This window comes from Psychrobacter sp. 4Dc (assembly GCF_002836715.1).
Lineage (GTDB): Bacteria > Pseudomonadota > Gammaproteobacteria > Pseudomonadales > Moraxellaceae > Psychrobacter.
On record NZ_PJAT01000123.1, the window covers coordinates 33,061 to 59,118 of the forward strand.

The 26,058-nt window shown below is 44.7% G+C and carries 22 protein-coding genes; 11 read left to right on the plus strand and 11 right to left on the minus strand.

What is annotated here, in order from left to right; genetic code table 11:
- Positions 1-4 precede the first annotated feature (4 nt).
- Positions 5-1,192 carry an isovaleryl-CoA dehydrogenase gene (locus CXF61_RS11630; RefSeq protein WP_165598298.1) on the plus strand — a complete coding sequence of 396 codons (1,188 nt, stop codon included), beginning with the start codon at positions 5-7 and terminating at the stop codon, positions 1,190-1,192.
- Between the two features lie 123 nt (positions 1,193-1,315).
- Here CXF61_RS11630 and CXF61_RS11635 read toward each other — a convergent pair whose 3' ends face one another.
- Together CXF61_RS11635 and CXF61_RS11640 are read right to left on the minus strand one after the other, a co-directional pair.
- Complete coding sequence (locus tag CXF61_RS11635; protein WP_165598299.1) at positions 1,316-2,044, minus strand: pantothenate kinase; 729 nt, start codon at positions 2,042-2,044, stop codon at positions 1,316-1,318.
- 59 nt (positions 2,045-2,103) lie between these two features.
- On the minus strand, positions 2,104-3,093 hold the full coding sequence (locus tag CXF61_RS11640) for a biotin--[acetyl-CoA-carboxylase] ligase (protein WP_165598300.1): 990 nt from the start codon (positions 3,091-3,093) through the stop codon (positions 2,104-2,106).
- A 175-nt stretch (positions 3,094-3,268) separates the two neighbouring features.
- Here CXF61_RS11640 and CXF61_RS11645 point away from each other — a divergent pair, with 175 nt between their 5' ends.
- From CXF61_RS11645 to ligA, 5 genes are all read left to right on the plus strand, one after another.
- Positions 3,269-4,072 carry a sulfite exporter TauE/SafE family protein gene (locus tag CXF61_RS11645; RefSeq protein WP_193834220.1) on the plus strand — a complete coding sequence of 268 codons (804 nt, stop codon included), beginning with the start codon at positions 3,269-3,271 and terminating at the stop codon, positions 4,070-4,072.
- Positions 4,073-4,123: 51 nt separating this feature from the next.
- On the plus strand, positions 4,124-5,065 hold the full coding sequence (locus tag CXF61_RS11650; protein ID WP_165598302.1) for a hypothetical protein: 942 nt from the start codon (positions 4,124-4,126) through the stop codon (positions 5,063-5,065).
- Between the two features lie 66 nt (positions 5,066-5,131).
- Positions 5,132-9,070 carry an AAA family ATPase gene (locus CXF61_RS11655; protein ID WP_165598303.1) on the plus strand — a complete coding sequence of 1,313 codons (3,939 nt, stop codon included), beginning with the start codon at positions 5,132-5,134 and terminating at the stop codon, positions 9,068-9,070.
- A gap of 215 nt (positions 9,071-9,285) precedes the next feature.
- Positions 9,286-10,302 (plus strand): cell division protein ZipA, encoded by a 1,017-nt coding sequence (locus CXF61_RS11660; protein ID WP_160021142.1) that lies wholly within the window; start codon positions 9,286-9,288, stop codon positions 10,300-10,302.
- Positions 10,303-10,686: 384 nt separating this feature from the next.
- Positions 10,687-12,687 (plus strand): NAD-dependent DNA ligase LigA, encoded by a 2,001-nt coding sequence (gene ligA, locus CXF61_RS11665; protein WP_413775341.1) that lies wholly within the window; start codon positions 10,687-10,689, stop codon positions 12,685-12,687.
- A gap of 370 nt (positions 12,688-13,057) precedes the next feature.
- On the opposite strand, the gene CXF61_RS11670 is transcribed toward ligA, so the two are convergent.
- The 6 genes from CXF61_RS11670 to CXF61_RS11695 all read right to left on the minus strand — a co-directional run bounded on the left by CXF61_RS11670 (position 13,058) and on the right by CXF61_RS11695 (position 18,733).
- On the minus strand, positions 13,058-13,201 hold the full coding sequence (locus CXF61_RS11670; protein ID WP_165598305.1) for a hypothetical protein: 144 nt from the start codon (positions 13,199-13,201) through the stop codon (positions 13,058-13,060).
- Positions 13,202-13,361: 160 nt separating this feature from the next.
- On the minus strand, positions 13,362-13,538 hold the full coding sequence (locus CXF61_RS11675; protein WP_165598306.1) for a hypothetical protein: 177 nt from the start codon (positions 13,536-13,538) through the stop codon (positions 13,362-13,364).
- A 33-nt stretch (positions 13,539-13,571) separates the two neighbouring features.
- Positions 13,572-14,108, minus strand: coding sequence for a hypothetical protein (locus CXF61_RS11680; RefSeq protein WP_165598307.1), 537 nt, complete (start codon positions 14,106-14,108; stop codon positions 13,572-13,574).
- 432 nt (positions 14,109-14,540) lie between these two features.
- Positions 14,541-15,104, minus strand: a complete 564-nt coding sequence (locus tag CXF61_RS11685) for a hypothetical protein (RefSeq protein WP_227526676.1) — start codon at positions 15,102-15,104, stop codon at positions 14,541-14,543.
- A gap of 435 nt (positions 15,105-15,539) precedes the next feature.
- Entirely contained in the window at positions 15,540-15,950 is a 411-nt protein-coding gene (locus CXF61_RS11690) for a hypothetical protein (RefSeq protein ID WP_165598308.1), read from the minus strand.
- Positions 15,951-16,279: 329 nt separating this feature from the next.
- Positions 16,280-18,733, minus strand: a complete 2,454-nt coding sequence (locus tag CXF61_RS11695) for a YgiQ family radical SAM protein (RefSeq protein WP_165598309.1) — start codon at positions 18,731-18,733, stop codon at positions 16,280-16,282.
- Positions 18,734-19,312: 579 nt separating this feature from the next.
- On the opposite strand from CXF61_RS11695, the gene CXF61_RS11700 reads away from it, so the two are divergent.
- A complete protein-coding gene (locus CXF61_RS11700; protein ID WP_165598323.1) occupies positions 19,313-20,623 on the plus strand; it encodes an ammonium transporter in 1,311 nt (436 codons plus the stop codon).
- Between the two features lie 10 nt (positions 20,624-20,633).
- Positions 20,634-21,275, plus strand: a complete 642-nt coding sequence (locus tag CXF61_RS11705; protein ID WP_165598310.1) for a hypothetical protein — start codon at positions 20,634-20,636, stop codon at positions 21,273-21,275.
- A gap of 154 nt (positions 21,276-21,429) precedes the next feature.
- Here the strand turns inward: CXF61_RS11705 and CXF61_RS11710 are convergent, their stop codons facing one another.
- Together CXF61_RS11710 and CXF61_RS11715 are read right to left on the minus strand one after the other, a co-directional pair.
- A complete protein-coding gene (locus tag CXF61_RS11710) occupies positions 21,430-22,188 on the minus strand; it encodes a YidX family protein (protein ID WP_165598311.1) in 759 nt (252 codons plus the stop codon).
- Between the two features lie 164 nt (positions 22,189-22,352).
- A complete protein-coding gene (locus CXF61_RS11715) occupies positions 22,353-22,820 on the minus strand; it encodes an Lrp/AsnC family transcriptional regulator (RefSeq protein WP_101204277.1) in 468 nt (155 codons plus the stop codon).
- Positions 22,821-23,063: 243 nt separating this feature from the next.
- Here CXF61_RS11715 and rarD point away from each other — a divergent pair, with 243 nt between their 5' ends.
- Positions 23,064-24,086, plus strand: coding sequence for an EamA family transporter RarD (gene rarD / locus CXF61_RS11720; protein WP_227526677.1), 1,023 nt, complete (start codon positions 23,064-23,066; stop codon positions 24,084-24,086).
- Positions 24,087-24,257: 171 nt separating this feature from the next.
- On the opposite strand, the gene smpB is transcribed toward rarD, so the two are convergent.
- A complete protein-coding gene (gene smpB, locus CXF61_RS11725; RefSeq protein WP_057758370.1) occupies positions 24,258-24,734 on the minus strand; it encodes an SsrA-binding protein SmpB in 477 nt (158 codons plus the stop codon).
- Positions 24,735-24,985: 251 nt separating this feature from the next.
- On the opposite strand from smpB, the gene coaD reads away from it, so the two are divergent.
- Together coaD and CXF61_RS11735 are read left to right on the plus strand one after the other, a co-directional pair.
- The gene (gene coaD / locus CXF61_RS11730) at positions 24,986-25,504 is read left to right on the plus strand and encodes a pantetheine-phosphate adenylyltransferase (protein ID WP_165598312.1); all 519 of its coding nucleotides are present in this window, start codon (positions 24,986-24,988) and stop codon (positions 25,502-25,504) included.
- A gap of 267 nt (positions 25,505-25,771) precedes the next feature.
- The gene (locus CXF61_RS11735; protein ID WP_021814308.1) at positions 25,772-26,020 is read left to right on the plus strand and encodes a YfhL family 4Fe-4S dicluster ferredoxin; all 249 of its coding nucleotides are present in this window, start codon (positions 25,772-25,774) and stop codon (positions 26,018-26,020) included.
- Positions 26,021-26,058: the final 38 nt, after the last annotated feature.

Genomic DNA, 26,058 nt, shown 5'->3' on the forward strand with positions numbered 1-26,058 from the left:
GGTTATGAGTTTACCTGGATTGAATTTTCAGCTTGGCGAAGATATTGATGCATTACGCGATATGGTACAGCAGTTTGCAGCCAATGAAATCGCTCCACGTGCTGCCGAGATTGATAGCAGCGATGAGTTCCCTATGGATCTGTGGCAAAAGATGGGCGACCTCGGTCTACATGGCATTACCGTTCCTGAAGAGTACGGCGGCTCTAATATGGGTTATGTCGCACACATGGTCGCGATGGAAGAGATTAGCCGAGCCTCAGCATCGGTAGCGCTTAGCTATGGCGCACACTCTAATCTATGTATTAACCAAATCAAACGTAATGGTTCTGAAGAACAAAAGCAGAAATATCTGCCAAAACTAATCAGTGGCGAGTTCATCGGTGCATTGGCAATGAGTGAGACAGGCGCTGGCTCAGACGTCGTTAGTATGAAGCTAAAAGCTGAAGAAAAAGACGGCAGCTATGTGTTGAACGGTAGCAAAATGTGGATTACCAATGGTCCTGATGCTGACGTGATGGTGGTCTATGCCAAGACCAATCCTGAATTGGGTGCAAAAGGCATGACGGCCTTTATCGTTGAAAAAGGTATGGAAGGTTTTGGTACCGCGCAAAAGCTAGACAAGCTCGGCATGCGTGGTAGCCATACTGGTGAGATGACTTTTAATAATGTAAAAGTACCAAGCGAAAATATCTTGGGTGGTCTTAATGAAGGCGTTAAGGTATTGATGAGTGGCCTAGATTACGAGCGTGCCGTATTGGCCGCAGGTCCTATCGGTATCATGCAAGCGGTGATGGACAATGTCGTGCCTTATATCCATGACCGTAAACAGTTTGGTCAAGCGATCGGTGAGTTTCAGCTTATCCAAGGTAAAGTTGCGGACATGTATACCATACTACAAGCCGGTCGTAGTTTCTTATATACCGTTGGCAAGAATTTGGACATGTTGGACGCGCGCGGTGCGGGTCATAGTCGAGAAGTGCGTAAAGATTGCGCCAGTGTGATTCTATGGTGTGCCGAAAAAGCCACATGGATGGCAGGTGAAGGTATTCAAATATTTGGCGGTAATGGCTATACCAATGAGTATCCACTCGGTCGCTACTGGCGCGATGCCAAGCTGTATGAGATTGGCGCAGGTACCAGTGAAATTCGCCGTATGCTAGTCGGTCGTGAGCTGTTTAACGAGACCAAATAAGAAAGTATTGTGGCAATAACTAGAAACACGTTAGCTATTTTCTAATAGTAAAATAAAAAAGCAGCACGTTCAAAACGTGCTGCTTTTTTTGTGTCAACGTTAAACCGAATTATCTATAAGCGGTTAAGACTTATTGCGATAATCAAAGTATCTTGCCAAACCATTTAGTAATAAATCATCACGTAAGCGCACTGGACGATTAACATGCTGGGATATAATGGCTGCATCACCGCCTGTCATAATCAATTCAAAATTAGGGTGACGATGGCTAATCTCATTGATCGCGCCGACGATAGAGAGCAAGATACCGCGATGTACCGCGTCTTGAGTGGTTAAGCCTTGGTTGACGCTATCAAAAGTACCGTTCGAGATAGTGATTTGCTTAGTACCAGAGAACAGTGATTCACGTTGCAGGTAGATGCTAGGGAAAATATAACCGCCCAAATGCTCAGCATGATCAATCAAATCAATGGTCACCGCTGTACCGCAACCAATCACACACTGGCGTTTTTTCTTATCGACCGCACCGAGCATCTGTAGCCAGCGATCACAGCCGAGCTGCTGATCATTGTAAGCACTTTTCATCAGCGCGTGTGCTGCATCGACATGGACAAACTCAAACGGAATATTCAAACGACTGAGCGTCTCTGATACTTTGGCATTGAGATTGTCACCCAATACCGATGAGATACCAATAAAGTCAGGCGCGTAACGCTCAAAGCGATCCGTCAGACCCATAAGTAATTCGGCAGGCGCTTGCAAATGCTGCTTGGCATCATGCGCGACTATTTGTCCGATATCATCGGTTAGCCAGTATTTTAGGCGGGTATTTCCAAGATCAAGCCAGAGCATAAAAGTCCCTTTATATAGTGCTCGTTAATGATGGGGTTCATCAATATAGTTGTCTAAGCCTAATAAATAACGTCGATGCGTCCAGTAAAAAGCGTAGAAATCTTACCGCTATCTTGGCGCAATTGCAAACAGCCATGTGTGTCGACACCGCAAGCGATTCCCGTTATGACTTTTTCTTCGTTATTATAGTCTTGCGTGACGCGTAAGCACAGACCTGATAGCGCATCCATCGTCGCAAACTGCTCCAAAAAACTATTCAAATAATAAGTATGACCCGTTGGCTGTTCTATGCCCAAATGCTCAAAGCGTATCATTGCCGCTATCAATGCTTTGCTCATCTGCTGATAGAGCACTGGTAAGTCCGGTAGGCTCGCAGGTTGTGTTTCTAAAGACAGCATCTCATTAATGTCTTGTAAGCTAATCGCTTGGTAACTCATGCCCTCAGACGTTTGTGTGGTGAGCTTTGGTGCTGCCTGTACGTTTAGGCCAATGCCTAGCACCACACCGACCAGCCTGCCAGCTTTCGTCACTGGCTCTATCAAAATCCCAGACAGTTTATTAAAGGGTAGGGTACGCTGATTTGCTACATCACTATTCAATGCTGAACCCAATACCGAGCTGTCCGTTATAGATTGTTCTTTAGGTAGCTCTTTACATTGGCTCTGAGCTTGCTGATAAAAACCCAAGTCATTTGCCCATTTCACACCAATTGGCGTCAGTCCTTGTGCTTGTAGTTGCTCGTTCAGCGTTTGAATGACGGGCATTTTTGCCAGTTCAAGACCAATGATGAGCGATAGTAAGCCACTAATTGGCATATGCACGGGATGATATAGCGACAGATAGACATTGCCGCGCGGTGATTGCCACGAGCGCCCGTGCTGACCACGACCTGCGCTTTGGGTTTCCGCGGTCAAAACGTGTACGGTGGCGACATCTAACGACCCGTTTTGCAAGGCTTCTATCAGCTCGCTATTGGTCGAGGCGCTACTAGCCACATGACGATGATTGAGCTCAGATAAATAGGGAGAAAAACTGGTGAGTGGCGGCATAAGTTTAGTCGATGTGGTTAAAGGAAACTTTGATATACTGAGCGATTGTTGCGGTCAGACAGTACCGAGTAAACAGCATAAAGGTCGCGTTGAGATTTGGCAAATACAATTAAGCATGCCTAAGCGCTAGTGAGTACTATAGCGCCAGTCAGTATTATAAAAGGTTCGTTCTATGATGTTATATGTGTGGTTTGTGATTGCAGGCGCGTTTGCGGGTGTCAGCGCGGGCTTGTTTGGCGTCGGCGGTGGCATGATTATCGTGCCTGCATTGGTCTGGATTTTTACCGCTTATGACTTTTCGCCAGAAGTAATCACCCATTTGGCCATTGGTACGTCATTAGCGACCATCGTTGTAACTTCAATCAGCTCACTGACGGCACACAACAAGCGTGGCGGCGTGCGCTGGGAAGTATGGCGCAAGATGGCGCTTGGGTTGGTCATCGGTAGTTTGGTTGGCGCTGGTATCGCGGATATGATTGATGGGCAAGCACTACAGGCTATCATTGGTTTCGGTGCGCTATTGGTCGCTCTAAAAATGCTGTTCTTTTCGAATAAAGAGCAGGTGGGCAAACCGTTACCATCGGCCGGCATCCAGTTTGGTGCAGGTACTGGCATTGGTATGGCGTCCTCTATTTTTGGCATTGGCGGCGGCAGCTTGACCGTACCTTTCTTAAATTGGGCAGGGCTGCCGATGAAACAATCGGTCGGTACATCAGCGGCATGCGGTCTACCAATTGCCTTGGCTGGAGCAGCGGGCTTTGCTTGGTTCGGTCAAGACGTGGTCAATCTACCTGAGGGTACGATAGGATTTGTCCATGTCACAGGATTCTTGTTTATTTCAGTCGCCAGTTTTGCAATGGCAAAAGTCGGTGCCAAGCTTGCCCATATCTTACCTGCGCTGATGCTTAAGCGCGCGTTTGGCGTGTTGTTAATATTTGCTGGAGGGCAGTTGTTGTTGAGTGGGTTGGGTGTTTTATAGCAATAATGAGTTTTTATAAAATTAGTATGCAAACCGTGAGACATTATTAGTATGAAAGCTGCAGAAAAATACCGCCGTGTTTTCGGCTCAATGAATCATCTAAAAGACCAGTTATCATGGACGACAGGTCTCTCTAATATGGTAGAGTTTTTGGCATGGGAGCCGCAGCGTATTTTAGGTATTACTAAAAAGCAATATGTACGCCAAATCATTGAGTGGGCGGCCCACCCAGAGTTAAAAGACAAGAATATAGAAGAGATTGAGCAATCAGTCATCAAAAAGCTCAATACAAAAATGAATGAAACTGAGCAGCTAGAGACGTATTCAACGCAAACGATGGGTATCTGTAATGCGAGAGAAGCCGTGCGCCGCGTAACGTTCTTTTCTGAGGATTACCTAAATAAAGAGTTCGATATCTTTTTGAGTTTGTGCAGTGATGTTTATCTGAACTTATTTTATCAGCAGTTTATCAACTTTGAGCCAAGCGGGGCATGGTCGACACATGGTAATAGCGACATGTTTGAAAACAGTACAGAGCTAAAAGCAATGTATATGGACAACCTAGCCTACAACCATCAGGCGAATGTATTGATAGCGAATGAGTTAAAACTCGCTGGTCGGAAAACCCCAGACCCAATCCTAAAATACTGCTTGATGTATGAGCACTTATTAGAAAAAGGTTTTATTGAAAAAGGGGCAAAGTTTTTGCTGTTATTTATCGGTGGTGACGCGCTAAAGCAAAACAAGCAAACGCTCGTAGATCGGGAGCTGGCTCTATGTCATAAACGGCCAAGAAAGTATCAGCATTTGCTAAGACCAGAGCTGTTAGAGATAGTCGATCATTTAGAGGTGGCAAGTATCTCTTGGGCAGCCTTTATCGAGTTTAATAATCACTACTTAGCAGAAAATAGCGTCTGCCAAGTGGAGCAAAAACTGTTACGAGGGTTCCATCAAAGCCTTGAATCAAAATCGTTTATGCACTTAGCAGTTTAACCCTAAAAACCCACTACAATTTCAGGTAGAATAGCCGCCTGTTTTTGCTAAGTTTATTGACTCTTCATGCGTTTAAAATCTCTAAAGCTGGCAGGCTTCAAATCCTTTGCCAATCCAACAACCTTTACTTTTCGTCATGGTATCACCGCCATCGTCGGGCCGAACGGCTGTGGCAAATCCAATGTGATTGATGCTATCCGCTGGGTGCTAGGCGAAACCTCTGCCAAGCAGTTACGCGGCGGGGCGATGAGCGATGTTATCTTTGCTGGTACGCAGGATAAGACAGCCAAAAGCGTCGCCAGTGTCGAGCTGACGTTTGAGCATACCCAAGATGAGCAGACTGGCATTCGCCACGAGTTTAACTTGTACCAAGAGCTATCGGTTCGTCGTCAGGTAAATAAAGATGGCCGCTCAGATTATTTTATCAATGGCACGCGTTGCCGTCGCCGTGATGTGGTTGATGTGTTTTTAGGTACAGGGCTGGGTGCACGTAGCTATGCGGTGATTGAGCAAGGCATGATCGGGCGCATTGTTGAGTCTAGTCCCGTGCAGCTGCGTGAGTTTATCGAAGAGGCGGCAGGTGTCTCACGCTATCAGGCTCGCCGTGAAGAAACGCAAAAAAAGTTAGAGAGAACGAAAGACAATCTAGCGCGTCTGCACGATATGCAAAGCGAATTACTACGTCAACAAAAGACACTGTCTAAACAGGTGGCTAGTGCGCAGCGTTACGAAGAGTTGGCTTTAACACTAGCTGATATCGAGCAGCAGCTTGCTATTCAGCAGCTTTATCAAGCCAAGCAAACACATCAACAGCAGAAAGTAGCGCATGAACGCAGTGCTACGGAGGTGTCGACACTACAAGCTGACTACGACACGCTCAAAGCTCAGCAAGACAAGCTCACTGCGCGTATTAACCAAGAGCAGTGGCTCAAAGACGATGCCCAGAGCGCTCACTATCAGCAGCAGCTCGGCTATCAACAAGCGGAACATAAGCTAAGTGATGCCAAGGCACAGCTGACTACTATCGAGCAGCAACTGTCTGACTTGGCTCAGCAACGTGCACAATCACTCGCTGATATCGAACGCCTCAACGCTGAACAAGCTGAGCAGAATCAAGCGCTAGAAGCCTTGCGTCCGCAGCTGACTGAGCTAACAGATAAACGTGATAACTATAAGCGCAATGAGCAGCCACTACAACGCGCGTGGCATGAAGCGCAAAACAATCTGTCACGCTTACAAGATAAGGCCCGTTCGCTTGAGCAGCAGCAAGCTATCAACACTCAAGCACAAAAACGCCATCAGCAAAGCTATGATAAATGGCAACGCCGCGAGCAAAACTGGCAAAACCTGTGGCAGCAATTACAGCAGTCTATAGCGCCATCTAGTCGTACTAATGTGAGTAAGACGGATGATGCGCAAGATCTAAGTCAGGTGCTAGAACAGCAAATCACTGAGCTAAGTATGCAGTTGCAGCAGGTTAAGCGTCAATACGAAGCCGTCGATGAACGATTATCCGAGATACAACCGCAAGCACATAGCTTGCAGCAGAGACTAAACGCACAACAGAGTGAGCTGAGCGATAATGAAAAGCGTCATGCGCTACTGGCAGGCGAATACGATACCCTGCATCAAATACTGCATCCGAAACCTACACAACAGCAATCAGCAAAGACCCAAACTACTGCGAAAGATAAGACGGATAACAATGGCATACATCATCAGCCGTTAGCCATTGCAACGCTACGTGAGCAAATTGAGCTAAGTGCGAAGGGGCAGGAGTATGCGCCGCTACTCGATAGTATCCTAGCATTGTGGCTAGATAGCCATGTGCTGGTTGCTAATCAACAAGCTAATCAAATCAAGCAATCAGACGTTAACAACGCTAATAGCATTTCTCAGAAAACTGATAGCCTCTGGCAAGTGCTTGAGCATGACATTGCAGATTTACGGACTTATCAGACGGCACAAAATACGCCTGCCAGTGCAAAAGATAAAACTCTAATAGAGACAGGTCATAGCTTATGGTTGCCAACTGCGAAAAGTGATATTAGTGACCAAGAATTTGTCAGCGAATTGCCAGACAATTTGATTGATAAAGTGTTGCCATTATCGCAGTTGATTACTCAGCCGCTACTCTCGCTATGGCAGCAGTGCTATATATATACGGCGCAGTTTGAGACCAGTCAACAGAATGAGATTGACACACTTACTGATGTACTAAAATTATTACCATCGTCCGCTATCCTACTTACCGCAGATGGTTGGCTCATCAGTCGTCATGGAACGATTAATTTAAGCAAATTCGCTGGTGCGCAAGATAATCAAAGTGATAGCAGCAGTCAATTTCTCACGCAGCGTTTGCAGCAGCGCACTCGTTTGCAAGCGTTAGAAGACTTGCTTGATGAGTTTGAAAGCAAAATACAAGAGCAGCAAAAATCTATTGCAAAAGACCAGCGCGATTATGATGCGTTGATGGTTAGCTTGGAAGAAACGCGCGCGCAAGCTGAGCAGTTAACCCGTGATAAGCATCAATACCAGCAGCAACTGACGACCGAGCGAGCCAATGCTGAGCGGTTGCAAGCGGATAGCCAGCGTTTGAACGCTGATAAAGCAACGCTTGAGCAAGAAAAGCAAGAACTGGTACAAGAGCAACAAACCCTTGAGCAAGAACAACAGCACATTGAAAGTGAGATCGCCACACTCACTCCGCAAATAGCAGAGGCACGAGCGACAACTCAGCAACTGCAAGCTGAGCGCAGCGATCTAAACCGCGCGCGTCAAGTCGATGATGACGCGTGGCAAGCACTGCAGCTGCGTATTCAGCAATACGAGATGCGTTTAGAACATAGTGTTAGCAGTCTGGATCGTGCGACTGAGCAACACGACAAGTCGTTAGAGAATGAGCAAAGTCTACAGATGCATCACGATCAGCAGCAGGCCAAGTTGCCAGAGCTACAAGCAACGCTACAGTCTGCCCAGACAGCGCGCGATGAGCAGCAAGTGCTATTGAACGAGCGTGATACTGCGCTAACAGCACTAAAACAAACGTACGCTGAGCAGCAGACAGCATTTGATACATTGCAAAATACATTGCAAACGCAGCAAAGCGAGCTTGCCCGTCATGCTACTGAGCTGGCACTGAGTGCTGCACGGTTAGAGGATGCTAGCGCACACACGCAGAGCGCTTTAGATGCTTATTATCGTGTGAGTCATAAATATAAAGCGCAAGCTGAGCAACCTCGACAAAGCATGAGCGTCTCAAACTTGCTAGCAGATTTTATCGCTCATGATCGGCGCGTCCGTCCAGACAAAATCGCTGAGCTTGAATCTGAGCGCGCCAAGTTGACCCAGCAGTTGAGCAAGATTGGGCCAGTTAATTTAGCAGCGGTCGCAGAGTTGGCCGAGGTGAACGAACGCCTAGATCCACTCGCACAGCAGACGGCAGATATTGCGGCCAGTATGCAGACATTGACTGAAGCGATAGCCTCTATTGATGAGACGACTAAAACGCTGTTTATGCAGACGCTTGATGCGGTCAATAAGGAGCTGGCCAATTTATTTGCCAAAGTCTTTGGCGGTGGACAAGCCAGCCTGACGTTGAACACCGACGAGATGCCAGCCAATACGCCAAAGTCAGAACAGTGGCGCGCAGGGCTTACCTTAATGGCGCAGCCAAAGGGCAAACGCAACAGTCGCTTAGCGGTATTATCGGGTGGTGAAAAAACCCTTACTGCATTGAGTTTGATTTTTGCGATATTTAAGCAGCATCCTGCACCGTTCTGTGTGCTTGATGAGGTCGATGCACCGCTTGATGATGCAAACGTTGCGCGCTTTACCAGCCTCATCCATGAGCTAGCAGATGATTTACAGTTTATATTTATCAGTCATAATAAATTGACGATGCAAATTGCTGATGAGCTAAAAGGTATTACCATGCCAAGTGCAGGCATTTCTACACTAGTCAGTGTGTCGCTCGATGAAGCCGCGCGTTACGTAGAGAGCTAAGCGTGAAATAGTCGACATTAAAAGTGCTATGAGAATCAGTGCGATGCAAATATAATCAATCAATTGGCATAAATGCAAATAAGATTGACCTCAGTCCAGCATACTGGTTATAAAGTACACAATGTGGTGACGATATAGGTTAGCCATGCTAGAATATTGCCATTTATGCTCGTTTGTGTATTCCCTTTTGTTATATATACTAGGATGTATTTATCATGACCGTTATTCAGTTTATATTGATTGCCATTGCCGCGTTTATCGTGCTCGCAGGGCTGTTTATGGTCATTCGTAGCTTTAAGCGCCGCGGTGCTACCGAAGCTGCTGCGGTCAATTATGATAAAAATGGTATTCCGATCATACCGCGTCACGAGCGCAATATCGTCGATCAGCCCGACCTTGATGATACAGTCGCAGGCGAGACGAGCATCGGTCCAGATCGTAGTTACTTAGATGCTGTGGTTGAAGAAGAGCCATTGACGCAAGCGCATACCAACGTTGACGCTCAACTAACGGCTGAGCGTGACCACGTAGCAACTGATGAACATGACGTCATCGATGAAGCGGACTACGCGCGCTGGCAAGAAGAGCAGCGCCGTGCCGACAGTGCGGAGTTTGTAGAAGTCGCCGATCAGATGCATATCGAGCAAGAGCCTGATGCGTTCTCTAGCCTAATGTCAGCTACTGATAGCCTGATGCCAACCATTGATACGGCAGAAGAGCCAAGCTTCGATGACAACAGTCCGATACTGGATCAGCATCTATCAGAGTCAGGTGATGACGCCCAAAATGGTCCTTTAATTAATGCTAAAGACAATATCAATATCACCATCTTGCCGCACCAATATCGTGACCGTCCAGCGGCGATTATCCGTGGTCGTGATCTGTTAGCGTTGATTGATAAATACGGCCTACGCTATGGCGCGATGAATATGTTCCATCGCTATGAGCAGAAAGACGGCACTGGTATGCTGTGGTTTAGCATGATGGGTATCACCGATAGCGGTATCGCGCCATTTGATCCGCATAGTGTCGCGACCAACACTTATAACGGTGTCGTCGTATTCTTGTCATTGCCACATCCACAGGCCGTGCGCAGTTTTGATAGTATGATGAGCATTGCTTATATGATGGCAAGCGACCTTGACGCGATTATGCTTGATGAAGAGAATGAACCAATCACGCCTGAATACAAGCAGCAACTACGTAACCAAGTTCGTGATTATGAGGGCTAGGTGCTTGAGGATTAGAAGCTCGAAGGATAAGCGCTGAAAGATAAAAGCTGATTAGTATCAGAAATCATAAAAAGGCAAATAGCGATTAACGTTATTTGCCTTTTTTAATGAGCTATAGTTTCTGCAAAATGCTAATCATAGTAGACTGACCGAGCCTGACATGGTATTTGATTTATATAGGATTGACTATACCGAGCTTCCTACAAACTTGTTATCATATCGACATCTTGAATTGCAAAAAAGACGCCGACTATGACTGACTCTACCTCATCAAATAATTCTAAAAACCTATCTGCTCAAGTAGGAAACCAAGCACCTGCGACATCTAATATACCCAGTCCAACCGATGGCAGTACGGATAATAGTGTAGAGATTGTCTCAAAAATGCGTGCGCTTATTGAAGCGATTAAGACGCATAACTATGCTTATTATGTGCTCGATAATCCGATATTAGAAGACAGCGAGTACGATCAATTACGTCGATCGTTGCTTGAGATTGAAGAAGAATATCCAGATTTGGTGCAGCCGGATAGCCCAATTAATCAAGTCGGCGATATGCCGCTATCGGCTTTTACCCAAGTTACGCATGATATTCCGATGCTATCGCTAGGCAATGTCTTTGAATATGATGATTTGCGCGATTTTATGCGCCGCGTCAATGATCGTCTCAGCGACTCGCAGCAAAACCCTGAATACGAGATGGAACTAAAGCTCGATGGGCTAGCTGTCTCACTGAAATATGAGCATGGTAAGTTTGTCCAAGCGGTCACGCGCGGTGATGGACAGACCGGTGAAGATATTACCCAAAATGCCAAAACCATTCGTAACTTGCCACTATGGATAGCTGATGCTGCTAATATTGAGTTGCTAGAAGTGCGCGGTGAAGTATTGATGCCAAAGGCAGGCTTTGAGCGGCTTAATCGACTGGCAGAAGAGAACGAGGGCAAAACCTTTGCCAATCCGCGCAATGCCGCTGCTGGTAGCTTACGTCAGTTAGATCCAGCCATTGCTGCTAGTCGTCCATTGGCATTCTACGGCTATTCGGTCAATCAGGGTTTGCCAGATACTATCGATACACAATCAGGGGCTTTGGCATGGCTCACTGAGCTTGGATTTACAGTCAGCGCTGTAGAAGTGGTCGCCAACCCGCGCGCCGCGCAGACCTATTATGAATCAGTGATAGAAGGGCGTAGCGATCTGCCATTTGAAATCGATGGCATGGTGATTAAGGTAAACAGCCTTGCGTTACAGCAGCAGTTAGGCTACCTATCACGTGAGCCACGCTGGGCAACTGCTTATAAATTCCCTGCCGAAACGGTAATGACGCGTCTAAACGATATCGAGTGGCAAGTCGGCCGTACGGGTCAAATCACACCGGTCGGTAAGCTTGAACCTGTCAAAGTCGGCGGCGTCACTGTCAGCAATGTCACCTTGCATAACTTTGGCGAGATTCAGCGTTTGGACGTACGTGCAGGCGATACGGTCAGCGTCCATCGTGCAGGCGATGTCATCCCAAAAGTCACTCGTGTCTGGCACGATCAGCGCCCAGCCGATAGCGAGCCAGTCACGCTACCTTCGACTTGCCCTGTTTGCGACTCTCCTGTCGTCCTGCCGGAAGATGAAGCATTGGCACGTTGCAGCGGCGGATTGTTTTGCCCCGCGCAGCAGACCGAGGCGCTCATACACTTTGTCTCGCGCCGCGCGATGGATATCGATGGGCTTGGTGCGAGCTGGCTGATCAGCTTCTTTGAGCATGGTCTGGTCAAGACGGTCGCTGATATCTATCAATTGCATAACCATGCAGATGAAATGGTCACCTTTGAAAAATTGGGCGAAAAATCGGTACAAAATATCATCAACGCTATCGAAGCCAGTAAGCATACAACGTTGCCTCGCTTTATCTATGCACTTGGCATCCGCGGTGTTGGTGAAGGCACAGCACAGAACTTTGCTCAGCAGTTCAGTGATTTAGATAGCCTGATGGCCGCCAGTGTCGAGACATTGATAAAAACGCCAGATGTTGGAGAAATTACTGCCGAGCTGACCTATAAATTTTTCCGTGCGCCGCACAATATCGAGGTGATCAACTCATTACTAGAAGCGGGCGTACATTGGGATAAGGTCGAGCAGGTCGCCTCAGAAGGGCTGCCACTCGATGGGCAAACGTGGGTCATCACGGGCGCGCTCGATAGCATGGCACGTGATGAAGCCAAAGCCAAACTACAAGCGCTGGGTGCAAAAGTATCAGGCAGTATTTCGGCAAAAACCACCGCGTTACTGGCAGGGGATAAGGCTGGCTCTAAACTGACCAAAGCGGAAAAACTGGGCGTCAAAATTGTAGCTGAGGAAGAGTTTTTGATGATGGTTGGGGATGAGAACCGTTAAAAAATTGCACTGCAATTTTTAGGTTCGCAAGTGAAAATCCCTTAAAGGGGATTTTCTGATTAGGTCATACTTTAATAACACGCTCGTCCCTAGCGCAAGAGCAAAAGATAAAGATTTAAAAGCATGGCCTCAGCATCGCTTACTTTAATAGTGGGCAAATATGCGGGTCATGAGCCGTCTTTCTTTAATGGTTTACTCGGCGCTCGTCCCTCGCGTACAATTTTCGTCTTTTGCTTTAGTAGAGAGTTACGGTTGCTTTACTCATTCGCGCAAGAATAAGCATTTTGAACATTTTTGAGTAGGGTGCGCCCAGCGCACCTTTAAGAAATTTTTTTATATTTAAGCGTTAGTTTTTGGGCGCATCCTACCACTACTGATGCAGGAGTGGTTTGTTCGATATATTGTTTATGCCACGCCACGATCGTAGAGCTTCAGGCGTACAGCCAGTCTTAGTTTCAATGGCTTGGATAGCTGACCAGTTGGATGGATAGTCGCTCGCTGCTTTAATTAGCATGCGAACGGCGCATTCTTTAATTTCAGGAGTATAAGTTTGTCTTTTAATTGTCGTATTCTGTCAGAATGTTGAGTCTCCAACCATCCTATGATGGTTCACTATATGATACAAAAAAACCTACCATTTTAGGTAGGTTTTCTTTAATACATTTAGTAGTATTTTAAGCTGCAACGCTGATAGAGAAGTCTGTCTTAGAAATATCAGTAGCTAGAATCTGTCGTGGGTCAAAACCTTCTTCTACTTTACTATTTAAGGCATTAACGTAAGATTGGCGTAGCGCACTATCCAAAGTTTCAAACATCCTTGAATCTACATTAACTTCTTGAAGATTTTTCATAACCTTGCTCCTTTAGCAAATTTATATACAGGATTAAATTTTTTCAAACTCAAGCCAACGATAGCCTGATGTTTTCATTTTAAACCCTGTTGTTTCTAAAACATTTTTGTCTGTATGTGTGTGGATTTGTTTAATTGTATCTCGAGCGGCATCATCTCTCGCATAAATCTTAGTAATGCCATGATTAGTTGATTTATTGATCTCCAACATATGCGCTAGAATAGAAAGCAATATATCGAAACTTTTATTTATATACGCTTCATCTTCTAAATTACTTATTTTTGGTGCATGAGATATGTCCATAATTTTACATATAGATTTAGCACCTTGGCGAGCGTATATAATTTCAGTTATAGCAACCACTTCTTGATTATTTGGATCAACTACCGAAAGATAAGTTATTTGATTAGACCTTTGCAGCAGATCTCCAAAGTAATTACCGCTCATAAGGTAATCAAAGAAAGAGTCTGTAAGTTCGAGACCACTATCATCACCTTTTTCGACTTGTTCTATCCAGTTTGCACGAATAGAGTTGGTGGCTTGCACATCAAGATTTAACAATTTATACATTAATAAGTACCGTATATTTTTCTTATATGATTATAATTTGACACACTTTCAGCTGTTGACAAGGCTGTCAACATATTATAGTGCTAACTATACAATATACTATTGTAAATTACTATATCTTTAATGCATCTCGATAGCTACTAATCGAATTGTCAATGATATATATAAGTTAGAGTAATTTATCTAAAAACACTCTGAAAAGTCAAAATTGAATCATTACCCCAGTCCTCTGCATAAGAACCTTGTCTTACATAACGATGAAAGCTTGAATATGGTCAATGTACTACTATTTTGACTAGTCTCGGTTGTATGACTTCAAAGTAAAAAAATAGGTAGCACCTTTCGTGTATGAACGAATGTATTGTGACATTGGTATTTGCCGTATGAATTTCAATGTTTTGTCGGTGCGTAGGGCGCACCCTGTAAATTAAATTACTCCGCCATCTCACCATGCGCTTTCACATCACCTTTCTTACCATCTGGCTGAATCACGATAGGTAGTACCAGCCCTTTGGCAAAGTCATCAGACAGCACATAATCATAGCGACTGGCAGCGACATCAGGCGTGGTATGAATGATAAGCGTCATCTCATTGCCATCGGTTAGCTCATGTGAGACATAGGTTTCGCTGAGTTGATCTAAGGCTTTCGATAGTGCTTCGTTGCTTGCCATGCTTACCGTCAGATTATGCTGAGCGGTCGCAGCGTCCACTTTGAAGTAATCTGCATAGTCTCGGACGTTTTGACTATCGATTGCAAATGGATACTTATAGTTGGTAGGGTCAGCAGGCTTTGTACCACTGTCTACCAGTGACCAGTCGATGGTGTCGGCTGCCGATGCAGTTGGATCTGCTGCTGTCTCCGCAGTTTGCTCAGTGGCATCGACAGAATCGGTAGCGTTATCGCAGCCTGTTAGCGCCCACATGCTTGCCGTTGCAATTACCATCATACTTATCAGACGCTTTGCCATCGAGTTACCCTTTTGGTTATTGGTCATGATTGATTTGCTCTACCTGCTATTTTGCCAGCTTTCTTGGTGCTTCTCTAGTGAAATGCATCAGATGGTAAGTTTTGATATAGTCCAATTCTCTCCAAAAGAATGATAGCGTTAACCTCGCTTGCAGTGTCACAGTTACAACTGCGCTCGGCTGCCTTATGCTACTTTTAAATTGAATCAACTATATAGTCAAGTCTATATAAATCCGCTACATCGTCATCCTCGCTAAGCATAATAATGTATAACTTGCACTCGGTTTCCTTGTATCAAAATTATATTGAACTGACTGTACAACCGTCTACTTGGAACTGTTTCTTATAGCCGTCTTTATACACGTATCAAACGAACACGCATAAAAAAGCAGCCACTATATAATGACTGCTTTTTTCTGTTGTGACTATTTGTCTATTACGATACGAGCGTATCTTTAGCTGATTAGATTTGGCAATTTACTTGGTATTCTTTACCATTAGCCCATTTCATCGCAAAGATACCTTTGTCACCTTTCATGTGCCATGCATAGACGACTTCTGGGTTTGAGTCGTTTACATAGCTTGCAACTTCGCCTTTCATTTTACCGTTTAGGACGATCGGCTGCTCTGCCCATTTTACTTTTGGCAAGGTAGCGTTGAGCATCACTTGTTCTTTGTTAATAGATTGCTTTGCCATGATTTTGCTGTCATCGGTACAGGTGTACGGTGCTGGTGCCATACGATCATAGGCAGCGGTTACTTTTTCTGGAACTGGCGTATCATTTGCATCTGGGGTAGTTGGTGCGGTAGTCGCACAAGCGCTCAATATGGCAAGGACTGGTAGGGTAGTCGCAATTTTGGTTGTCATTTTCATAGTGCTCTCCAAAGTTTTTCACTGGTGTCATTTACTTGTTCTTAATTATGCGTTTAGCATATGAGGGTTATAGTAGCGAAAACGAACCATTTCAATGTTAGAAATTGTTCGTTACCTGTTAGCTTCGTTACCCAACCGCTGTCTAATGTAACTTGTAATCTGCGACATGCTGAAAAGTAAGTCGTATTAATTATGAGATGCGCGACTATAAAATTAGCGCATAAAAAATCGCCTATCAACGAGTGGCTGATAGGCGGTTTTTTGTTTTACTTAAAATGCTCTAGATTGAGCATGCATTTCTATACTATGAACATTACTTGCTATGAATACTACTTGGTTTTACGCGGTGGCAGACCAGTATGCTGCGTTTGGAAATTGCCTTTGCTAACTTTCTTCTTACCCGCCATGCCTTTGCCTGCTGCGCCTTTAGCTGACGCATTGCTGTTTGACGAGCCATTACTGCGCTTCACTGAGTCATTGCCAACACGGCTATTCTTTTTGCGCGCTGACTGGTAAGTATCTTGCGCGGCATCACGCCCTTCTAAACTGGCGTTAAATGGTGGAATCAAGCAACCACGGTTTTTACCAATTAAGTCACTACGACCCATGTCTTGTAAGGCTTTACGTAGTAATACCCAGTTTTTTGGATCATGATAGCGTAAGAATGCTTTATGCAGTTTGCGCTGCTTGCCAGACTTGACGATATCCATGTCACCTTCATCACGGCTGACCTTATGTAGTGGGTCTTTATGCGTGTGGTACATGGTAGTCGCGGTCGCCATTGGGCTTGGATAAAACGCCTGTACTTGGTCAGCACGATAGCCATTACTTTTGAGCCAAAGCGCAAGGTTCATCATATCTTCATCTTTGGTACCCGGATGGGCAGCGATGAAGTAAGGAATCAGATATTGCTCTTTGCCAGCTTCCTGACTGAACTGTTCAAACATGGCTTTGAATTGATCATAACTGCCCATGCCCGGCTTCATCATCTTCGATAGCACGCCTTCTTCAGAGTGCTCAGGCGCAATCTTGAGGTAACCACCGACGTGATGACTGACCAATTCTTTCACATATTCAGGATCTTTCACTGCCAAGTCATAACGTAAGCCTGAAGCAATCAGGATCTTTTTCACGCCTTTGATATCACGGGCTTTGCGATATAGCTTGGTCAAATTACTATGATCAGTAATCAGGTTTTCGCAGACATCAGGATAGACACAAGATGGCTTACGGCAGTTCTTCTCAATTGTCTCGTCTTTACAGCTGAGGCGATACATGTTGGCAGTCGGGCCACCAAGATCAGATATCACACCAGTAAAGTTCGGTGCGGTATCTCGAATCGCTTCTACTTCGCGCAAGATTGAATCTTCTGAACGGCTCTGGATAATACGGCCTTCGTGCTCAGTGATCGAGCAGAAGGTACAACCACCAAAACAGCCGCGCATGATATTGACCGAAAACTTAATCATGTCATAAGCAGGGATGCGCGCATCGCCATAGCTTGGATGCGGCAGGCGTGCATACGGCAGGTCAAACACATAATCCATCTCTTCAGTTGAGAGTGGCACTGGTGGTGGATTAAGCCAAACGTCGATAGAGGTATGTGAGTTACCAGCACCGCTACTATGACGCTGTACAAGCGCACGGGCGTTACCTGGATTGGTTTCTAAATGCAGGATACGACTTGCATGAGCATAAAGCACAGGGTCAGATTTGACATGCTCGTAGTCAGGCAGACGAATAACGGTTTTTTCACGTGGTGGCATTTTTAGCTTATGCTTACGTGCGGTCATTGGCTTATCAAAGCCGCGCATTTGCACCACTTGCGTCTCTTCATCGACTTGTTCAGCGTTGATGACTTTATTGGCAACTGGCTCAGCGACAAAACCCTGATATTGTGACGACATAGATGAAGGCATGGCTTGGCCAACAGGCGAGTCCGATGGTTTGCTCTGCTCAATTGAACAGCTATCAACGTCTTCGGTCATCACATAAGGGTTGATGATTGGATCGACACGGCCGACGGTATCGACATCATTACTCGCAACCTCAGTCATATCTTCTTGCCAGTGACGACGAGTCGGGGTCAATAAGTAAGCAGTACCCCGCAGTTTGCTCATTTGCTCAAAGCTATAGCCTTTAGACAGACCATGTACCACATCGACGATCGCACGTTCAGCATTACCATACAGTAAGACATCAGCACGCGCATCCAGCAATATACTACGGCGCACTTTGTCTGACCAATAATCGTAATGAGCGATACGACGCAAGCTACCTTCAATACCGCCCAAGATAATTGGTACATCAGGATAGGCTTCACGGCAGCGCTGGCTATAGACGATAGCCGCGCGGTCAGGGCGTTTGTTTGCCACGTTGCCAGGAGAGTAAGCATCATCGCTACGGATTTTGCGATCGGCGGTATAGCGGTTGATCATGCTGTCCATGTTGCCCGCGGTTACGCCGTACGCATAAACAGGTTTGCCCAATTCCATAAAGGCGTCTTTACTCTTCCAATCTGGCTGAGCAATGATACCAACACGGAAACCTTGCGACTCAAGCAAGCGACCGATAATCGCCATACCAAAGCTTGGATGATCGACATAGGCATCACCTGAGATGATGATGACGTCACAAGCATCCCAGCCCAAATCGTCCATCTCTTTGCGGCTCATCGGCAGATAAGGCGCCGGCTCGTAGCAGCTCGCCCAGTGTTTGTCATAATCATAAAGTGGCTTGGTGCCTTGTTTAAAGGCAGTGCGGGCGATGGTATCGGCAGACATGGGCGGACCTGTTAATTAGAAAAATGGCACTAAAAATACAGCCCTTATTACCCAATGATAATAAAGGCGAATTTAAAAGCGCTCATTTTAACATGAATCGCCTTCACTATGCGACCTATTCTATAAGGGGCGATTGCCGATAAGTTATTGATAGCGTGAGATAAACTGCTCATGCAAAGTAAGCTATCCGCACAGAAAAATAATGGCAAAAACAGTCTAGGCAGAACAGTCGCATTATTAGCTCTATAAAACTTATTTCTAACAACCACTCTCTATTCTAGTTCAATTTTTAGCTACATCCTCGCAAACGTAATAGTCAAAATACTGATTTATCTGATACTGGTCATTTGTTTTCTTACATTTAAGACTTACTTCAATTTCTAATGATAGGTTTTGGCACAGGTTTTGCTCCACCCTTATTAGGGCTTATTTGTGTGCATTAATGAGTAAAAATAGTGCACCGATAAAATTTGAACGGCTAGATAAGTGTTTGGAGATAAAATGAGAACATCATCTGTTGGACTGGACACGATAAAGACATTACCAAAACTATTAAAATCATCACTAAGTAGTAGGCTGATGCTAAGTATATTATCGTTTGCAATGATAAGTAGTGCCCAAGCTGCTGCGACTGACACATTGACCGTGGCACAGCTGCTCGAATATCAAAACATCGCTTGGATTATCTGGGGCGGGGTATTGGTGTTCTTTATGCAGGCAGGTTTTGCTCTACTTGAAAGCGGATCGGTACGTGCGAAAAATGCGGTAAACGTGATGATGAAAAACTATACCGATATGTGTATCGGCGGTCTGGCGTTCTACTTGGTTGGTTTTGGGCTGATGATGGGTACCAATCACTCCGGATTTGTCGGTACGGATCATTTTATGCCAATTGAGTTGTCCAATATGGACTGGGCATTGATATTTTTTCAGATGATGTTTGCAGCGACAGCGGTGACGATTGCTAGTGGTGCAATGGCAGAGCGAGTTTCCTTTATCGGCTATGCAGTGGCGGCATGTTTGATTTGTTTGTTCATTTACCCTGTATTTGCCAGTTGGGTATGGGGTGGTTACTTCGGCGGTACGGGCTGGCTAGCCGAGCTTGGTTTTATTGATTTTGCTGGATCTACTGTCGTGCATTCTATCGGTGGCTGGTTGGCCTTGGCAGGTATCTTGGTCATTGGCCCAAGATTAGGCCGCTTTGCACCTGATGGTACGCCAAGACTTATCGCAGGGCATAACATGACGTTACTGGCGCTTGGCGGATTTATCTTATGGTTTGGTTGGTTCGGGTTCAACGCTGGGTCGACATTATCTATCACCGGCAATATTGGTTTAATCGCAGTCAATACTTTTGTCGCTGCAGTCAGTGCGGTGGTGAGTTACATGCTGATCTCCCGATCGCTTAACAAAGCTATTTTACTGAGCGATAGTGTCAATGCCAGCTTGATTGGTCTGGTATCGATTACCGCAGGTTGTGCTACCACTACGCCTGTATTTGCCATTATCATCGGTGCGGTTGCTTCCGTGGTTTATATCTTATCGTCGCAAGCATTATTAAAATTCAAAGTAGACGATGTGGTCTCGGCAGTGGCAGTACATGGTTTTGGCGGTGCGTGGGGTACGATTGCTGCAGGATTATTCTATACAGGAGATTTATTTAACTTATCACGGCTTGGCGTACAAGCGCTGGGCGTCGGTGTAGCGTTAGGCTGGGGACTGGGATTGGGGCTAGTGATGTATAAGCTGATCGATCTAAGCTTTGGGTTAAAAGCAAGCCGCTTACATGAGCAGCGCGGCCTTGATTATACCGAGCATGCAGAGCTTGGTTACCCTGAGTTTCAGAAGCAGATGTTTGATTCCAAGAGTTTAACCGAGCGGCATTTATAGGAGCGAGCTGATGAATATTGATACTCAGTCCGTAGACCAAGCTGTGACTGCGATGGCAGAAGTACTTGCCGATTATCTACATCCTGAAGAGGTGCGGCTGCTTAAATCACAGTGGCAGAGATACTCAACGGTCTCTGTGAAAATGATGCAACAGTGCGTCTTGGATGCGACAAGGCGCTATCCTGAGCTGCAAGCTTATAAGTCTGATATTAGGAAAGGCTTTTGGGCTACGTTGCAAGCGGACAGTCAGCAGACTGTCGAATCTGATAGTCACAATCGCCATAATAGTCATAATGAAGCAATCAAAGCGCCAGTACCTGTCTCTGAATTGGTTCTTGCATTTTATACCGTCGTAGAGGCGCTGCGCAGTCAGTTATCAGAAACAGAAAGTCGCAACCTATTTCTAACCATGCACCAAACTGTTTCGCAAGAGCGCACCTTCAAAGGGCATAGTTTTAACATCAGTCAATTTTTAGAAGGCAATCGCCCGTCTGTACCTGATAATGAGCACCTGTTAAATAATTTGATGCAGCTGGCTTATGTATGCTTATGCGATGTTGCAGGCCCTGTCGAAGCAGATGAGATGATGTTTCGAGCGGCAGAGAAGGCAAAACAAAATTACCCGAAAACATTGGTCGAAAAGTTATTCTAAGATATTAAGCAGGCACGTTACGGTCGGGTACGGAATACCTTTCGATAGCGTGCCTTATATAACGTAGTTTTCATGAGATAGCTTTCACAATGTAGCCTTCATGGCGTACCTTGAAACTTGATACTAGACGATGAGTAGTCTAATAGTTAGCTATTTAATCTAATAACTGAAGCGGGAAAGTAACCACGTCAAAGGCGAGGGCAAAGGGTAGCAATACTAGCTTTTGTGCGCCATTTGGACCGCTATGAGTGACGACATCTTGCTGAGTTTGTGTATAGAAGCTCACCGTATAGGGCCTGGTCAATGCACGATAGTTTGACTGAATTAATCCTAAGTTACTAACTTGCGGATAGATAGCGCCTTTGACAGGAACGCTAAAACAAAAGCGCTGAGCATTGATACGTTGATCGCTCGCTGAGGTGCACTCTTTACCATTATTTTGCAAAAAGAACTGATAGTCTGAGCGCCCAAACTCATCTTTTAATTTGGCATAAGACAGTTTCATCTCACCTTGAAAGTACCCATCATTATTGGGTACATGAAAGCTCATGTCGTTATCCACTTGAATGTTTTCTTGCGTGAGATTACTCAGTAAATTCACCATCTCTGTCCCACCTTGGGTAAGGACGTAGCTATTTTTTTCTCCTACGATAACCATCGTCGCGTTTGGCATTTTTGGTAACGCCTGCGCAGGACGACCAAAGGCAACAATTTGATCTTCAGACAGTATCTGCTTCGTTGTGTTCGTAGTGACATGCCCGCTATTGTCTAACAATGAGCTAGTCGCACAGCCTGAGCTGGCTAGTACCGTAGCAAACAGAGCGCCTGCTATTATCTTTTTTAAATTTAATGGGTTTAACGGTTTTAGTGACGCTTGCATATTCTTCTGAGTAGCATTTGTGTGGTCAGTCATGATTAGGCTTCCTTGTCTAACAAATGGGCTTACGAAATTAACTATCGAGTTTTTATTTCTTCTCGGATGTCTGGTGAATATCGTACAGAGTTTAGAGGTAACTTAGCTACTTATCATCCATTGTCATATGATAGGCAACTTCAGCTGAGACGTATTAATTATAATTAATCTAGGGTAATTTTTGTCCCACTCTTAGTAAAGTTCATCACAAACTGGCTTTTGAAATTGCGCACATTATTTTCGTAAGTCAGTAAGCTGCGAGTGAACTGATGATAGTCGCTCATATTCTTTGCATTGACCATCAACATAAAATCAAAATCGCCCGATACTTCATAGCAGCTCATGATTCGCGATTGTGCATCCATCAGGCGCTCAAACCGATGCTGCATTGAGGTATTAGAGCGCTCCATTTCTATCATCACTACGGCTGTCAGGCCATAGCCCACTTTGTCAGGATTGACGATGGCGACTTGTTTGGTAATCACGTCACTATCTATGAGCGCCTGTATACGCCGCTGTGCCGTTGCAATAGATACATGCACTCGTTCTGCGACAGTTTTAAGCGGTAATGTCGCATCATCTTGTAGCAAGTTCAAAATGGCTTTATCAATATTATCTAAAGTATGGCTCATATCAGGACATCCTTAATAGCAGAGTTTTCTATCTATTTTTATAAATATTATCACTAAAAATACTAATATAAGAAAATAATGATTTATATGATACATATTTGATATTTTTATTCATTAATACATCTATATAGAGATAATATATTAAAGCACCCTAGTAAAATAGACTGTACCAATCAGAGCTGCTTTAAAAAAAAGAGCTAGCAATTGGTTTTTTATAATCTATTAATAGCTACGGTGCTTATCATGTCTATCTCAATGCTCTCCAATGTATTCGCTAATACGCTAGCAACGACTGCTGCACGTTTGCCACTACCTGCGATTTGGACGACAGGTAGCGCACAACAACGCACTGTGATACTAGGAGTGTCTTTTGCCATATTGTCCAATGTGCTATTTGGCGTCCTCTATGCGTATAGCAGCTTTTTATCGCCATTATCAGGGACGCAAGTTTTTATCTGGCGCATGCTCGCGATGTGGGCAGCGTTGGTCGGATACCTGATGGTAAGTGGACGTCTGGGATTGCACATCGATAAATTGAAAGTGATAAGAGGCGCTAAGCAATGGGCTTGGCTGCTACTACCTACACCGATATTCCTTAGCCAATTTTGGTTATTTATGTGGGCGCCAGTTAATGGGCAAGGTGTGCAAACCGCGATGGGGTATTTCTTATTCCCGTTAATGATGGTGGTGTTTGGTTGTGTCCTCTTTGGCGAAAAACTAAGCCGTTTGCAATGGTTGGCAGTGGCCTTTGCTGCACTGGGCGTAGGTAGCGAAGTTATTCGTACCCAAAGTGTCTCTTGGGCGACGCTATGGGTATGCGGTACGTATCCCGTTTACTACATTTTACGCCGACTGCAGGGAGTCGGTGCCGTGACTGGATTATTGATTGATTTAACGATATTTGCGCCCTTTGCGCTGGCTTACTTGTTCTTCTTTGCCCCAAGCAGTTTAGTATTGGTTAGCGGCTCTGGGTTCTTTATCATGATGCTAGTAGGTTTAGGTGTGCTCAGTGTCTTGGCGATGAAGACCAATATTGATGCCAGTCAAATGCTACCAGTCAACGTCTATGGCATGATGAGCTATCTAGAGCCTGCGTTGCTATTTATCTTGGCAGTGACCGTACTAGGTAACCCATTTGAGTCAGCGATGATCTATAGCTATGGTCTGATTTGGTTAGGTATTGGTTGTCTGATTGCTCATGGTGTTAGGCAATTGCGTCAGGCTAGTAGAAAGACAGCATTGTCTCTAGAAGAGAAAATGGCATAAAAGGTCGCTGGCTAGATGTTATAAAGGTTTCTATTTTATAAAACTACTACTTTACAAGTCTATTTTTACCAACTAGCGTTTAAAATGGTTTTTGATAAAATATTATAAACAGCAAAAAAGGACGGCTCAGTAAATATTGAGTCGTCCTTTTTTATATAGATTAAATAACGCTTAATCTAAATGCTGTTTGAAACCGCGTTGCTTATCACGTTCCCAGTCACGATCTTTTAGCGTTTTACGTTTGTCATGCTGCTTTTTACCCAATGCTAGGCCAATTTGGCATTTCACCAATGAGTTTTTCCAGTAGCAAGACAGCGGTACACAAGCGTAGCCTTTCTGGTTGATTGCCCCAGATAGTTTTTCGATCTCACGACGGTTTAGCAGCAGTTTACGGGTACGAATACTGTCTGGACTAACGTGCGTTGAGCTCGATAGTAATGGCTGAATGTGCGCACCAAATAAGAAAGCTTCGTTATTGCGGAATATGACATACGCTTCGGTAATAGTCATTTTTCCTGCACGAATGGCTTTGACTTCCCAGCCTTGTAATGCCAGTCCTGCCTCAAAGGTTTCTTCGATAAAATACTCATGACGCGCCTTTTTATTGGCGCAAATCTGATTATCTGGCTTTTTTGATTTTTTTGACATAATTTCTCCATAAGGATGACCTAAAATATAGGCTCCTTATTTAATCAGTCCCACTAATTCCTCATCCTAATCCAATAACTAGTCTTGTTTTTTATTTCGATTATGAGATGGATGAGTCGAACTGCCTATTGTATCAAAGCCTCTGATGAAAAGGTAAATCAGCTGTTAGGACAAATGTAGCAGATAAGTATTAAGTTTGAGCAAAATTTGCTAGCATATGGCCTAATATCACCGATTATATCAGTCATGCTATGAGCCACTCTGTTTCTCCCAATTCCTCAAAGCTACATACCAAAATTCTATACCCTGGTACCTTTGATCCTATTACCAATGGTCATGTAGATTTGGTCACACGCGCCGTCAAGCTATTTGATGAGGTCGTTATCGCGGTTGCCTCAGGCCATCATAAAAAACCCTTGTTCAATTTTGAAGAGCGCGTTGCTTTGGTCGAAACCGTATTTGCAGACTTACCGCAGGTATCTGTCATTGGTTTTGAAGGGCTGCTTGTTGACTTTATGCGTGAGAAAAACGCCACGGCAGTTTTGCGTGGCTTGCGTGCAATGTCAGATTTTGAGTACGAGTTTCAGCTAGCCAATATGAATCGTGAGCTCGATGAAAACTTTGAGGCGGTGTTTTTGACCCCATCTCAAAATTACTCATTTATCTCATCTACTATGATTCGCGAAATTGCGAAACTTGGCGGTGACGTTAATAAATTCGTTCCACCTTGTGTTTTGCAAGCATTCGACAAAAAGTTAAATAGTAAATAAAAGGTACTGCATCAAAGATATGCTGCTAGCACTTGCTAAAATAGTAAGGAGCAGCCATATAGGAATAGGGCATGTCCCTATTTTAAAAATAGTGATAAAAATTAGATAAATCGCAGGCAAACAAGAAAAATAGTGCAGACAATATCGAGATATTGACCAGTTATTTGACGCCGTTTGTCAAAGATTTAGCCATTTTTAGCCCATTTAGTGATAAACGTTTGAATTAGGGACAAGCCCTAATACGAGCAAAAATATAAGGAACAGTTCATGGCACTATTAATCACTGATGAGTGCATCAACTGTGATGTGTGCGAGCCTGCTTGCCCCAATGAAGCCATCTCAGAAGGGGATGATATCTATGTCATCGACCCTGATCTATGTACAGAATGTGTTGGACATTTTGACGAGCCACAATGCGTTGTGATTTGTCCAGTCGACTGTATTCCTCACGATCCCAATCATGTTGAGACTGAAAGCGACCTGCTGTCTAAATACAAGCGTATTACGGGTCAATAGAGTACTTATAAGCGATTGATGACGTTTGGGTTTACAAC